The 12,792-nt window shown below is 39.3% G+C and carries 13 protein-coding genes and 1 pseudogene; 4 read left to right on the forward strand and 10 right to left on the reverse strand.

The window, feature by feature from the left end; all coding sequences use genetic code 11:
- The first annotated feature begins 111 nt into the window (after positions 1 to 111).
- Positions 112 to 513, forward strand: coding sequence for a cytidine deaminase (gene cdd / locus IQ242_RS05965; RefSeq protein WP_193959356.1), 402 nt, complete (start codon positions 112 to 114; stop codon positions 511 to 513).
- A 39-nt stretch (positions 514 to 552) separates the two neighbouring features.
- On the opposite strand, the gene IQ242_RS05970 is transcribed toward cdd, so the two are convergent.
- The 5 genes and pseudogenes from IQ242_RS05970 to IQ242_RS05985 all read right to left on the reverse strand — a co-directional run bounded on the left by IQ242_RS05970 (position 553) and on the right by IQ242_RS05985 (position 4,065).
- Positions 553 to 1,389 carry an AbiJ-NTD4 domain-containing protein gene (locus IQ242_RS05970; RefSeq protein ID WP_193959348.1) on the reverse strand — a complete coding sequence of 279 codons (837 nt, stop codon included), beginning with the start codon at positions 1,387 to 1,389 and terminating at the stop codon, positions 553 to 555.
- 421 nt (positions 1,390 to 1,810) lie between these two features.
- A complete protein-coding gene (locus tag IQ242_RS05975) occupies positions 1,811 to 2,230 on the reverse strand; it encodes a type II toxin-antitoxin system VapC family toxin (protein ID WP_008200920.1) in 420 nt (139 codons plus the stop codon).
- The gene (locus IQ242_RS27010) at positions 2,227 to 2,442 is read right to left on the reverse strand and encodes a hypothetical protein (RefSeq protein ID WP_024970209.1); all 216 of its coding nucleotides are present in this window, start codon (positions 2,440 to 2,442) and stop codon (positions 2,227 to 2,229) included. The genes IQ242_RS05975 and IQ242_RS27010 overlap by 4 nt, the downstream gene beginning before the upstream one ends.
- A gap of 57 nt (positions 2,443 to 2,499) precedes the next feature.
- A pseudogene (locus tag IQ242_RS27015) lies at positions 2,500 to 2,583 on the reverse strand (hypothetical protein); the annotation flags it as partial.
- A gap of 216 nt (positions 2,584 to 2,799) precedes the next feature.
- Positions 2,800 to 4,065, reverse strand: coding sequence for a YcjF family protein (locus IQ242_RS05985; RefSeq protein WP_193959350.1), 1,266 nt, complete (start codon positions 4,063 to 4,065; stop codon positions 2,800 to 2,802).
- Positions 4,066 to 4,123: 58 nt separating this feature from the next.
- On the opposite strand from IQ242_RS05985, the gene IQ242_RS05990 reads away from it, so the two are divergent.
- Positions 4,124 to 5,299: a DUF4336 domain-containing protein gene (locus IQ242_RS05990; RefSeq protein WP_193959351.1), complete on the forward strand. Its 1,176-nt coding sequence runs from the start codon at positions 4,124 to 4,126 to the stop codon at positions 5,297 to 5,299.
- Positions 5,300 to 5,357: 58 nt separating this feature from the next.
- A complete protein-coding gene (locus IQ242_RS05995) occupies positions 5,358 to 5,603 on the forward strand; it encodes a hypothetical protein (protein ID WP_004157920.1) in 246 nt (81 codons plus the stop codon).
- Between the two features lie 31 nt (positions 5,604 to 5,634).
- On the opposite strand, the gene IQ242_RS06000 is transcribed toward IQ242_RS05995, so the two are convergent.
- The 5 genes from IQ242_RS06000 to IQ242_RS06020 form a co-directional block, all read right to left on the reverse strand.
- Positions 5,635 to 6,771, reverse strand: coding sequence for an amino acid ABC transporter permease (locus tag IQ242_RS06000; protein WP_193959352.1), 1,137 nt, complete (start codon positions 6,769 to 6,771; stop codon positions 5,635 to 5,637).
- 207 nt (positions 6,772 to 6,978) lie between these two features.
- Entirely contained in the window at positions 6,979 to 7,245 is a 267-nt protein-coding gene (gene psaK / locus IQ242_RS06005; protein ID WP_002734065.1) for a photosystem I reaction center subunit PsaK, read from the reverse strand.
- A 144-nt stretch (positions 7,246 to 7,389) separates the two neighbouring features.
- Positions 7,390 to 7,626: a 50S ribosomal protein L28 gene (gene rpmB / locus IQ242_RS06010; protein ID WP_002732080.1), complete on the reverse strand. Its 237-nt coding sequence runs from the start codon at positions 7,624 to 7,626 to the stop codon at positions 7,390 to 7,392.
- Positions 7,627 to 7,933: 307 nt separating this feature from the next.
- Entirely contained in the window at positions 7,934 to 8,302 is a 369-nt protein-coding gene (locus IQ242_RS06015; RefSeq protein WP_193959353.1) for a hypothetical protein, read from the reverse strand.
- Entirely contained in the window at positions 8,299 to 9,015 is a 717-nt protein-coding gene (locus tag IQ242_RS06020) for a DUF433 domain-containing protein (RefSeq protein WP_193959354.1), read from the reverse strand. Before IQ242_RS06020 ends, IQ242_RS06015 begins: the two co-directional genes overlap by 4 nt.
- Before the next feature lie 174 nt (positions 9,016 to 9,189).
- On the opposite strand from IQ242_RS06020, the gene IQ242_RS06025 reads away from it, so the two are divergent.
- A complete protein-coding gene (locus IQ242_RS06025) occupies positions 9,190 to 12,405 on the forward strand; it encodes a type ISP restriction/modification enzyme (RefSeq protein WP_193959355.1) in 3,216 nt (1,071 codons plus the stop codon).
- The last annotated feature ends 387 nt before the right edge of the window (positions 12,406 to 12,792 follow it).

Here is a 12,792-nt window from a genome sequence, read left to right on the forward strand (position 1 = left end):
ACCATTGGGTTAGCAGTCAGTTATCATGCATCAGTTATCAGTTCACTCAGAAATCTGCCCACCCCCCAGATCCCAATGCCCCAATTCCCCACTCCCTGCTATTGTCTGCCGATGACCCTATCTGACCAAGAAAGACAACAACTCTGTGACACTGCTCGGGAAGTGGCGAAACTTTCCTATTCTCCCTATTCCCGTTTTCGGGTGGGGGCAGCGGTCTTGACAAATAAAAAGATTTATGCTGGTACTAATGTAGAGAACGCTAGTTATGGCTTGAGTTTGTGCGCGGAAAGGGCAACTTTAGCGCAAATAATCGCAGCGGGCGATCGAAAAGTACGGGCGATCGCTATAGCCTGTATCGATGGGAAGGATGATATTAGTCAGTTAACTCCCTGCGGAGCCTGTCGTCAATGGATAGCCGAATTAGCACCTCAAGCGGAGATTATTATCTGTGGAACTCAGCAAAATTATTGTTTTAATCTCTCGGATTTACTGCCTTTTTCCTTTCGTTTTTAACTGTGGGTAAAGTATAGGGTTTAAGGTGCTACAACGCCATCACCTTGAGGCACTTTTGGCTATGAGATAATTAATGTATGCTGAACAAACCGAAAGCATAAATACCGCATCATCTTTTGTTACGGCGCTATGATCAGTCAGTGCATGGCGTATTCCCGATTCATCGCTTGTGTATCCATATAACTTGGACAAAGCCTCCTTTAGGACAGGATGAAGATACCCCATTTCTTCAATTTTCTTGATTGATTTCCCAAGTGTAGCTTTTGGATCACCCGTAAAGTCTCTACAGGCAGATTCAACCGCAGATATAGATTCTTTTATTGAATTACGATAATCTGGGTCTTCTCTATCGTAAAGAAAGCTAACGGATGTTGTTATATGCGTGGCAGCACCAGCAAACTGATTTTGGTTTGCCGCATTTTCAATAGAATCTCTTGTATGTTCATCAATTAAGTCTGCCACCTTTCCATCAACAATTCTATAGCCACAGTTGTCTCGTTCCATAACACTGTTCATAAATTCGGTCATACTCCTAACTATGTTTTCGTCCTTTTCGTCAAAAGAAGATATCAGGCATTCGATGAAATCGTAAACCTCGTTCCACTTAAACTGGAAAAAGCGCTCACGGATAAATTCAACAAGTTTAGGCCAAGAAGTTGGGCATTCATCAAGTGGCATCTTAAAATAATTATGCCATAACCGCCTTAAGACAATCTCATGGCGACAATTGCCTTTCTGGACGTAGTACAAAGAACCCGGTTCTACAAATTTTAATGATATAGCAGACCATAACCCATTACGCAATCCCCTATCCATAGAATCTATCTGGACAGGAACCTCCGTCGGTTGAATATTTTTTCGTTGTGAAAATGTCATTGTGTTCTTTTTGGATAATTTTGTCCCCTAACTATTAATTCAATTATAGCAATTCTCATCCTGTTGAAGTACCAAGTCTCTTGTTTGAGAAAACAGGGAACAGAGAAAAAGGAGTGAGAAATCAATAGTTTAAGTGAGGTTATATCATGATACTGGTAAACTCTCTGGGTAGATTAAAAAGACAGGGTGAGCGTATCTCAAACGCTATTGACAATTGGCCAATTTTGTGAGTCGCTTGCTGTGTAGGCATTTCAAGTAATACCAGTCAATCATAAAAGTTACGAACTCGACCCATTTGGTCGATTATTGCTTAACAATTGAGATGGCAAATTATAAGCAAATATGCCTGAATTGTCCTCTGGGTAAGCAACCTCAATAAACTTCATTTTGTCAAGGATTGTCAAGATGCACTTACCCTAGATTAGAGAAACCAATTTTCAATCACTAAACCCTGAAAATCTTTAAAATCGTCAACATTATTGGTAACTAAAGTCAAATTGTTGGTAAAAGCAATAGACGCTATTTGAGCATCGACAAAGGCAGGACTCTTACCAACTTTAGATAACCTTGCCCTTTCCCGTGCGTGATATTGGGCTGATTTTAAGTCATAATCGAATAAAGGTAGATTGGCTAAAATAACATTATTTACATAATCTTCTAGGTCTTGGCGTTTTTTGGACAAAGGAAGTCGAAAACAACCAAATAATAGCTCATGGATAACCAGAGTAGCTGTGGCTATTTCCCGTTTAGATAACCTGAGCTTTGTCATGACCTTCTGATTAGGTTGAGGTCGTTTAGCCTCTGACAAAACATTAGTATCTAGTAAATACTTGAGAGTCATAAATGAACATCTCTCCCCGTTGACTTGTCCCGTAAATTATCAAAAGTATCATCATCAAGACTTGCCAAATCTACCCTTTGCCTAAAATCTTGCAAGGCTGACCAAAAATCATTAACCTCTCTAATTTCTACTAATATCTCTTCATTATCGGGAAAATCAACTTCCTCTAATAACTCAATAATTTTGCCTTTTTTAATTCCTTTAACTAACATAATATCAACTCCTTCTAAATGATCTGTATCGTAGAATTCAACATAGAGAGAATCATCAAAAACAGTTTTTGCTTCCTCAAATGAGACTGGCTGCTTTGATAGATTGCGTTCTGCCTTATTTTTATCCCAGTCAAACTGCATAAAGCCATTATACTGCTACTCACTGAAACTGATGGCACATTTTTGATATGTCTTGAACGGGATATATTAAACTGTATTGAACCATCGATCTGGTTCAGAAGTCCAAGTAAATTTCCAGTGGAGCTAAAGCTGACCAATATTACTAAAATCTCGCTAACTTGAAGATATGCTACTTGTCTTAGGCTGCTTCATCTCCAACACTTAAGGGACTAATAACTACATTTTATCTCCTCCCGTAGCGACATTTTTAAATCTTTCTTGGGCAGCAGAAAAAGCCTCTTTCATCACCCTTTGAATCCTCTTAGGATCGGGTTTTTTACCCCCCATTAAATCGCCAAAATAGACACAAGCACCCTCTCCCAGGGCCCAGGTATAGGCAGCGGACCAAGAAGCGGCGATAACACTGCCAAAACCGGGGATAAATTTCACTAATTCCCGACCGATGGCCTGGGCTAAAAAGCCGCCAGCGATCGCACTGACGATTCCACCGGCTTGGGATGGGGTTAAGACTTGACCGTATAATTTACCTAAAACCCCCACCATTGACACTTGTAGGGCGGTTAACACGGGCATAGTCGCTAAGGGTAAGGGAATCGCTGCCAAGGTTCCCGCTATGACGGAAAAGGCTAACATATAGCGTCGGGCCACGTCCCGATAGAGATGGCCTAATTTATCGCTGGTTTCCCGATCTAAAAGTTGGTGGATGGTGTTAGCTTCGGCTTTTGGCAATAAATCGGCTAAATTGTCTCTAAATGCCTCTAAACCGTAAAAAACAGGGTTGTAACCGTCTTCCTCTAGGGTAAAGTCTATTAGCACAGAATTGTCGTATAAATCCTTAAAAGTTTCTTTAATTTCTTGATAGGCGCGATTGATATCCTCGAAATCGGGAGGATAAGGGGGATGATCGGCGGTATTAGGAGGATAAAGCTGATGAAGGCAGGTTACAGCCAGTAAACAGGGGATTTTAGGGTATTTTTGCCGCAGTTGTTTGGTAATTTCCAGAAGGCTATCGGTGGCAAAATCATCAATTTTTACCGTCAGGATAAAAACCTGGGCGCGTCCCGTGTTTTCGGCTAAATCTGCTAATAATTCCGCGATTATCGTCTCTGTGTGTTGATAGGCATCCCCTAACCCCACCGTATCGGTAAAAATCAACAGGGGTAAATCTTCTGCGGGGTAGGTGTAGCGCTGGGTGTTTTGGGTGTGGGGACGGAAACCTTGCCCGACGATTTCCGACGAAACTCCCGTTATTCCCCGAATAATCGAACTTTTTCCCGTTTGCGGTTTACCGATTAATAGCGCCTCGGTGGTGGGTAATTCTTGACGGACTTTTTCTAAAATTTCCGCCACTTGAGTGTCACTGACACTAAACCACTGGAGGACAGTATTAGTCAACTGGTCGATGGGGAGTCTTTTCATCACTTCCCCCGTGAGACTATTCCAAGTATTGACCAAAGAATCAATGGGCAGTTTATTAGTCATGGGGATTAGAAGGGTTTATGATAACTAAAATAGAGATTTTCAGCCATAGAATCAGACGATGACAAAAGCCGCAATAACTCCGCAAGATTTATCATGGCCTTTTTGGCCAATTGTACCACTTTATCCCTACGGTCAAAGACGGACAATTCGCCAAGAAGTGGTGAAAGATACGCTCTGGACATTTGAGCAATTGCAGGGTATTTTTTATGTGGTTGTGCCGATTCGCATGACGGTAATTAAGTTAGCATCTGGGGGTTTATTTGTTTATGCACCTGTGGCCCCGACTCCTGAATGTATTCGCTTAATGCGTGAGTTGGAAAGTGAATACGGGGAAGTTAAATATATTATTTTGCCGACGATTTCTGGGATTGAACATAAGGTTTTTGTGGGTCCTTTTGCCCGTTATTTTCCTAAGGCTATAGTTTATGTTGCTCCTAATCAATGGAGTTTTCCTCTTAATTTACCTTTGAGTTGGTTGGGTTTACCAGCAAAACGAACGGAAATTTTACCTGCTGACTCGGCAACTACTCCTTTAGGAAAAGATTTTAGTTATGAAATTTTACCCGCAATCGATCTGAATGTGGGATACTTCTCGGAGGTGGCTTTTTTTCATCACTACTCTCAAACTCTGCTGCTGACTGATGGCATTATTTCTATCCCAGAAAATCCCCCCGCTATTTTAGAATTAGACCCCTATCCGCTGCTGTTTCACGCTAAAAATACGGCTAAGGATTTGGTGGAGGATACCCCAGAAAATCGCCGTCGGGGTTGGCAAAGAATTTGTCTTTTTGCTCTTTATTTTCAACCTCCTGTTTTAGCTGTTCCCAATTGGATTAAGGTCTTTCGAGATGCTTTTACTGCTAAGGAAAAGAGTAAAAAAGCCTATTTTGGTTTATTCCCTTTTCAATGGGGTGATGATTGGCAAAGGACTTTTTTAAATTTGCGTCGCGAGGGGAGGTTAATAGTAGCCCCAATTTTGCAAACTTTGATTCTTAATCGCACTACTGACGAGGTTAGTCAATGGGTTGATAGAATTTCTCAATGGCCGATTAAACAGGTTATTCCTTGTCATTTTGCTAGTCCGATTCAAGCTGATAGTCAAGAGTTTCAGCAGGCTTTTTCTTTCTTGTTAAAAGATTCTTATTTACCTAAAGATGACTTGGAATGTTTAGAAAGTATTGATAGTTTTTTAGTGCGTTGGCGATTGACTCCTCCTCCTGATAAAAAATTGTAATTTATGGCTAAGAACTGCTATAATATATGCAGTTGTTAGTTGATTGCTAATTAAGGTTATGCAAATTCCCGAAAATCCCAGTAATGATGACATCAGAGAAGCGTTGATTCAATTGCGAGAAGAACTTGGTCAAAAAGTTGACCGATTAGAATATAAATTTGATGCCTATCAAAAAGGTACAGATGGTATGGTGAGAATGGCTACTACTATCATCATTGCCACCGCTTCCGTGGTGGTTTTATCTAGTCTTAGTCCTGCGGTGACAGCAATTATCACCGCTTTATATTCTGCTAATGCTCATTAATTAATTTATCGCTAAATTCTGGTGCGTTAGGCTACCTTTCCTGAATTTTTACCCGTTGGTTTAATTGATTCATAGCCAGAGAAATCACCAGATTAAAGAATAAATAGGTGGCCATAACTACTATTAACATCTCTACAGCTTTTCCTGTTTGATTAGCGATGGTACTAGAGATAGCATAAATATCATTATAACCGATAGCGATCGCTAAACTAGAGTTTTTAACAAGGTTTAAACATTCATTAGTTAAAGGAGGAATAATCACCGGCAAAGCTTGGGGAAAAATTACTAATCTCATCACTAATAAAGGTTTTAATCCCAAGGCTTTAGCTGCCTCCCATTGTCCCCGATTAACCGATTGAATCCCTCCCCGTACCGTTTCCGCAATAAAGGCAGCTGTATAAACAGTTAAACCGATTAGGAGAGTAGCAAACTCAGAAGAAAGATGTAAACCGAAGTCAATATTTTGATTAAGAGGATTAACTTGGGGACTTTGCCATTGTAAACCCCAGATTAGAGGAATTATAACTAGGATTAGTAGGCTAGTTAGACATAAACCAAGTTTATTTTTTAGGTATAAAAATACTGAGATAATTATTCCTAAAATCATTATAGCTAAGGCTAACCATGTCCTGAAACTATTGGCAGGAAAAGGTAAATAGACTCCTGAGTTATTTAAAAATACCCTGCCAAAAAACTCTAGAGAGTCCTCAATTTTCGGCAGTTTCAGAAACACAGCAAAATACCAGAAAAATAATTGTAATAATAAAGGAGTATTGCGAATAGTTTCCACATAAATTGTTGCCAACTGACGAATTAACCAATTATCCGACAAGCGACCTAACCCGATGACTATTCCCAGACTAATCGCCAAAAATATGCCACTAATCATAATGCGGAGGGAATTAAGCAATCCCACCAAAAGAGCGCGAAAATAGGTATCGGTGGGACTGTAGGCAATAGGAGAGTCACCAATCGCAAAAGAGGCTGGTCGGTCAGGATCAAAGAGAAAGCCAAAGCCAAAACTTAGGCGCAAACGTTGGAAATTAATCACTAAATTGCGACCAAAAAACCAGAAAATTAGGCAGACAATTAGCAGAATAATTACCTGTAGAAAAATCTTCTGAAATCGCTCATCGTACCAAAAAGAATTTTTTTGAGGTAGAGTCATATTTATTAAGTAGCTGGTTCTAATTAAATCCCCCCTATATCCCCCCTTGATCCCCCTTGATAAGGTAGGGTTGATTCATGAATCAACCCTACCCTTGATAACGGGGGTGTCTGATAATTTTTAACGCCTACCTACTTATATAGTCGAGAATTTTTCACAAAAGAAATCGGTGACTTTTGGCCACCGATTGAGAAAATCAAAACATATTTAGATAACCCCCAGACGGGAAAGACCGAGGATGACACCGGCGCCGAGGACATGACCAAAACTGGTAGTACCCAGTAAAGCGCCTAATCCCATACCACCGAATAAAGCGGGGGAAGGTAAAGCAGGACCGACATTTTGTTGTTTAATAGTCGCTTTACCGAAAGCAATAGCGAGAATATTGCAGATAATCATGACAATCGCCACTTTGGGACTCCATTCGCTGGAACCTTGTACGGCGGTGGCGGCCATTAATAGGGTTGAATACATTGAAATTCTCCTGAACAGGTCGTTTTAAGTTTTTAATCTTAAAGGTAGTTTTCACCCCAGATCACGGCCTGTTGCAATACTTAATAATCAAAAGCAGAGGAGTCAACAATAAGGCCGATTCGTCTCCACTCATGAACTACTCGCTTAGTACAAATTTAAGTTTAAGCCTACTTCTCTAGCGAAGACGGCTAATCCTTTCTTTTCAATGGTTTTGATAGCTTTGGTGGAGATGCGTAGTTTTACCCAACGGTTGCCTTCCGACCACCAAACTCTTTTCCATTGTAGGTTAGCTTCTTGTAATTTTTTGGTGCGACGGTGGGAGTGGGACACCGCATAGGCGTTATTGGCCTTTTTCCCCGTCATAGTACAGACTCTAGACATAATTTACTCCTGTGCGATCGATGTTTGTCAATAGTCAACCTTTCTAGTTTAACTCAAATCTCGCCAGAAGTCCCCCCTTCCCCTGGGTGAAGTGAACGGAGATAGATTTAACAGCAAGTGGGGGGATTAAGAAGTTGATTAAACCGGTTCACTGCTCAGACAATTTCGACAATTGCCTCAAAGGTAATGGTGAGAATATTGTCAACAAATTTAGCTGTAATTTTTTACTGAATAAAAAATATTTTAATAAGTTTTACATAGTTTCTATTATTCTGGTTAATTCATTTTTATTTTTCCACAATTTTACTTAAAAATCTTGGTATATTTTGGCGATAAAAGGGGCTTGATTACCTTGAACTATTTTTTCGATTTTATCGATTGTTTCGACAAAAATATTAATCATGGTTTGACGAGGTAAGTTGCCAGAAACTAGAACAAATACTTGAGCCTGATAACGGGCTATCTGTTGAACTTCTAAAATATTTCTACCAATGTTTACATCTTTAGTTAATACTATCCATCCTCTTTGACTAACAATAGGTAGCCACTCCGTATCCGGTGCATCTGGGGCAAAATGGGCATGATGAAATTCAATTTTAACCCCTATTTCTTGCAAAGCTTCACCGATAGATTTTCCTAAAGCGCGGTCTATAAAATAGGTGTATTGATAGGTCATGCCGCTTGCCAATTGCACTCGAATAAAATCGCTTTTTCAATTTGCCAAGGTTGACAATTATAATCATTGGCAATATCTTCTATAGAGTCCCCCGCATCATAAAGTTCTGTGACAACTTTAGTGGGAATTCCTGTTCCTGTGATCACGGGTTTTCCGAAGGAAATATTCGGGTCTATCTTTAGGACTTTATCGCTGAAGTCTTGCCCATTTATGTCGATAGTGGGAAAAAGCCGTGTGGCGATATCTTGTTCATCCCATTCAATACGAGTTAAGAGATTATTTAAGAATTGTTTCATCGTCAATTGTCCCGAACGGGAGGCATTAATTAAATGTTCAAATTGTTCAATAAAAAGGTCAGTTCCATCGGTACTAAATTGTTTTTGAACCAGAGGATGATCGGTGTTAAATTGTTCACTAATATAGTCTAGTGCCAGTCTAACTTTATCGAGAGGGATGTTATGAACTTTGCGAATAACTCTTAAAACGTGCGCTTCCACTAAGTTAGTAAAGGAAAGTTGCGGAATATTCGGATTAGGTCGTTGAATGAGGGGTAAAAACTCTTTTTGTCCTTTTTTAGTGGGGTAGGTGCGTCCTCGTACCCACGTTCTCAGAGTGGGTAAAGGAATATGGAGATAGCGCGCAGTATCGGCTATAGTGTAGGTGGGAACATGATAGAGATGCTCTAGAGATAAGGGAGATGATGCTTTGACCATCGTTAATATTTTGGTGAAGTTGTTGAGATGAGATTATCGCCTATTATTTCATTTTAGCTAATTTTGGTATCCTTGAGGAGAGGGATAAAGCAGGATGAGGGCATCTCAGTGGACATTGGGGCTAAATGAGGTTATATTTTATCTATAGGAGAACGTTTGTATGTGGCAACGATAATGAGTAATTCACTGCCAAAATATCTAGAGGAAATCACAGGCATTTATCAACAGGGTAAGGCCACAGAACACAGTTATCGTCCTGCTTTAAAAAAATTAATTGAATCCCTAAATAATAACCTACAAGCTCTCAATGAACCCAAAAGGATTGCTTGTGGCGCTCCAGATTTTGTGATTAATCAGGGTATAGTAGAAATTGGCCATCTGGAAGCAAAAGATATCGGAACTTCTCTCAAAAAGATTGAAAATACTCCCCAAATAAAACGTTATTTACAGGCTTTGGGTAATTTAATTATCACCGATCATTTAGAATTTCGTTGGTATGTATCGGGAGAATTGCGTCTATCAGCTGCCGTGGCAACTCTTAATCAAAAAAAGCAAATTAAACCTGATTCCCAGGGTATTTTACAAGTAGAACAATTGTTCTATCAATTTTCCCTCTCAAAAGTTATTCAGATAACAACCCCGCGAGAATTGGCGAAAAAAATGGCCGCTTTAGCGCAGTTAATTCGAGATGCAATCGGTCAAGCTTTAAAAGATCAAGATTGCGGGGGAATGTTGCGGCAACAATTGCAATCTTTTCAACGAGTTTTAATTAGTGATCTCAATGAAGCGCAGTTTGCCGATATGTATGCACAAACAATCTGTTATGGTTTATTTGCGGCACGCTGTAATACGGATCAAATAAGTTCTTTTTCCAGGGAAACGGCAGCATTTCGCCTCCCAAAAACTAACCCTTTTTTGCGGGGAATTTTTCATCAAATTGCTGGTACAGAATTAGATGAGCGGATTACTTGGGCCGTGGATACTCTAGCCACTATTTTACAACAAACGGACATGGAGGGAATTCTTAGCAGCTTTGGAAAACGCACGCGCAAGCAGGATCCTGTGGTTCACTTTTATGAGACTTTTTTAGCCGAATACGATAGTAAAATGCGTGAGTCTAGGGGTGTTTATTATACCCCTGAACCCGTGGTTTCTTACATGGTTCGCAGTGTGGACTATATTCTAAAAAATAAGTTTCAGATTCCTAAAGGTTTGGCCGATGCCAAAAAAATTACGATTAAAAATCCTAATAATAGCCAAGAAACTCAGGAAGTTCACCAGGTTTTAATCCTCGATCCTGCTGTGGGAACTGGGACTTTTTTACACTCTGTTATCGACCATATCTATGATAGTTTTCGTCAACAGAAAGGGATGTGGTCTAGTTATGTCAGTAAACATTTATTACCCCGTCTCTTTGGGTTTGAGTTACTGATGGCTCCCTACACCGTAGCACACATGAAATTAGGTTTACAACTTCAGGAATTAGGCTATGATTTTAGTGCCGATGAACGCTTGGGAATCTATCTCACCAACACCCTACAGGAAGCTTTTCAAATTCCCCCTGCTGATGGTTTTTTAAATCGTATTCGCGATGAAGCAGAGTCAGCGCAAGGTGTTAAGCAAGAACATCCGGTTATGGTGATTATTGGTAATCCTCCCTACTCTGGACATTCCGTAAATACAGGAGAATGGATTAAGGAATTATTGAAGGGAAAAGATATTATTTCTGGAGAAAAAACTGCTAGTTATTTTGAAGTAGATGAGCAACCTTTAGGCGAAAAAAATCCCAAATGGTTAAATGATGATTATGTAAAATTTATTCGCTTTAGTCAATGGCGCATCGAGAAAACTGGTTACGGAATTTTAGCTTTTGTTACTAATCATGGTTATCTGGATAACCCAACTTTTCGGGGAATGCGTCAAAGTTTATTAAAAACTTTTGATGATATTTATATCCTCGATTTACACGGCAACAGTAAGAAAAAAGAAGCTTGTCCCGACGGTTCACCGGATCAAAATGTGTTTGATATTCAGCAAGGTGTAGCTATTGGTATTTTTATTAAATATCACAATGGTTCTTCAAATTTAGCTAAAGTTTATCATGCTGATTTATGGGGCAAAAGAGAGATGATTGAGAATCAAGTTATTGTCGGTGGTAAGTATCACTGGTTAGAGGAAAATGATCTTTGTTCTACTTCTTGGCAAGAATTACAACCTGATTCTCCTTTTTATCTATTTAAACCTCAGAATATTAATCTGCGCTCGGAATACGATCAATTTTGGAAGATTACTGAAATTATGCCAATTAATAGTGTTGGTATCGTCACAGCTAGAGATAGTTTAACAATTCAATGGAATAAAAAAGAAATTTGGGATATAATCAATGATTTTGTCAAGCTCAGTCCAGAACAAGCTAGGATTAAATATAATTTAGGTAAAGATTCTCAAGATTGGAAGATAGATTTAGCACAGAAAGATGTTAAGCAATCAAATTTATCTAAAGATAACCTCTTACCCATTTCATATAGACCTTTTGATCAAAGATATACCTATTATACAGGTAATTCAGGTGGGTTTCACTGTAGAGCAAGAATTGATACTATGCGTCACCTAAAAGAAAATAATTTAGGATTTCATATATGCAGACAAATAGTCAGTGAAACTTGGCAACATATTTTAATTACTAATCAGCTTACAGACGATTCCTATGTTTCAAACAAAAGTAGAGAAAGAGGATACACTATGCCATTATATTGTTATCCTGAAACTCAGGCAGAGAAAGACATGGGAATGTCTCGCCGTCCCAATCTAGCACCAGAATTTATTAAGGAACTTTCGGCAAAACTTGACTTAGAATTTATCAGTGATGGCAAAGGAGACGAAAAGAAAACCTTTGGACCGGAAGACATTTTTAACTATATCTATGCTGTCTTTCACTCTCCCCAATATCGCCAACGTTACGCCGAATTTTTAAAAATAGACTTTCCTCGTGTTCCCCTAACCAGTAATAAAAAATTATTCTGGGAATTAGTCAAAAAAGGTGACAGATTAGTGCAGTTACACTTGATGAAAGGGACGGGAAAAGAAATTAGTAGCTATCCCGTGGCGGGTTCTAATCTAGTCGAACAGGTGAAATATAACGAAAATAAACAACAAATTTTGATTAATTCTGACCAGTATTTTGCGGGGATTCCGCCCCAAATTTGGAACTTTTATATCGGCGGTTATCAAGTGTGTCAGAAGTGGCTAAAAGACCGCAAAGGTCGCCACCTTAGCTACGATGACCTAGAACATTATCAACAAATTATCTCCATTTTGGGAGAATCGATCGCAATTATGGAAACCATAGATATAATTATCAATAAATATGGTGGTTTCCCCTTTAGTTAAGCCACCGGTGAGAGAAGATTAACTCTAAATCCGTTGACTATAGGCTACATATCAGGACAGGTAAAAGGGAGAATCAATAATCAGTACAGGTGCAAGATTTTGAGAGAATTGTGCTTCAAAACCTTGCGTTTTCATCGGCCCGCGTCCTGTAGGGGCGAAGCATTCGGGCAATAACCTATCGGTGAAACCGGAGATTTTCTATCCGAATGCTTCGCCCGTACTTTTTGCCGCAAACCCTAGATTGATATTTTATCGCAGATTTCAACCACAGATAAAGCGTCTTCTAGGTTATATTTATTAGGGTTTTTCTTCCTTTTTTGTTGCGGTTGCCTTTTAAATTTATATTGAAATGTCTCAAAAATTTTGGCGTTGTCAAATTGAAAGAGC

The sequence above is a fragment of the Microcystis sp. LEGE 08355 genome, from assembly GCF_015207185.1.
Lineage (GTDB): Bacteria > Cyanobacteriota > Cyanobacteriia > Cyanobacteriales > Microcystaceae > Microcystis > Microcystis panniformis.

What these genes read in the sequence shown, in the direction of transcription:
- cdd (WP_193959356.1), top strand. Translation starts at nt 112, where the DNA reads ATGACCCTATCTGACCAAGAAAGACAACAACTCTGTGACACTGCTCGG.
- IQ242_RS05970 (WP_193959348.1), bottom strand. Translation starts at nt 1,389, where the DNA reads ATGACATTTTCACAACGAAAAAATATTCAACCGACGGAGGTTCCTGTC.
- IQ242_RS05975 (WP_008200920.1), bottom strand. Translation starts at nt 2,230, where the DNA reads ATGACTCTCAAGTATTTACTAGATACTAATGTTTTGTCAGAGGCTAAA.
- IQ242_RS27010 (WP_024970209.1), bottom strand. Translation starts at nt 2,442, where the DNA reads ATGTTAGTTAAAGGAATTAAAAAAGGCAAAATTATTGAGTTATTAGAG.
- IQ242_RS05985 (WP_193959350.1), bottom strand. Translation starts at nt 4,065, where the DNA reads ATGACTAATAAACTGCCCATTGATTCTTTGGTCAATACTTGGAATAGT.
- IQ242_RS05990 (WP_193959351.1), top strand. Translation starts at nt 4,124, where the DNA reads ATGACAAAAGCCGCAATAACTCCGCAAGATTTATCATGGCCTTTTTGG.
- IQ242_RS05995 (WP_004157920.1), top strand. Translation starts at nt 5,358, where the DNA reads ATGCAAATTCCCGAAAATCCCAGTAATGATGACATCAGAGAAGCGTTG.
- IQ242_RS06000 (WP_193959352.1), bottom strand. Translation starts at nt 6,771, where the DNA reads ATGACTCTACCTCAAAAAAATTCTTTTTGGTACGATGAGCGATTTCAG.
- psaK (WP_002734065.1), bottom strand. Translation starts at nt 7,245, where the DNA reads ATGTATTCAACCCTATTAATGGCCGCCACCGCCGTACAAGGTTCCAGC.
- rpmB (WP_002732080.1), bottom strand. Translation starts at nt 7,626, where the DNA reads ATGTCTAGAGTCTGTACTATGACGGGGAAAAAGGCCAATAACGCCTAT.
- IQ242_RS06015 (WP_193959353.1), bottom strand. Translation starts at nt 8,302, where the DNA reads ATGACCTATCAATACACCTATTTTATAGACCGCGCTTTAGGAAAATCT.
- IQ242_RS06020 (WP_193959354.1), bottom strand. Translation starts at nt 9,015, where the DNA reads ATGGTCAAAGCATCATCTCCCTTATCTCTAGAGCATCTCTATCATGTT.
- IQ242_RS06025 (WP_193959355.1), top strand. Translation starts at nt 9,190, where the DNA reads ATGAGTAATTCACTGCCAAAATATCTAGAGGAAATCACAGGCATTTAT.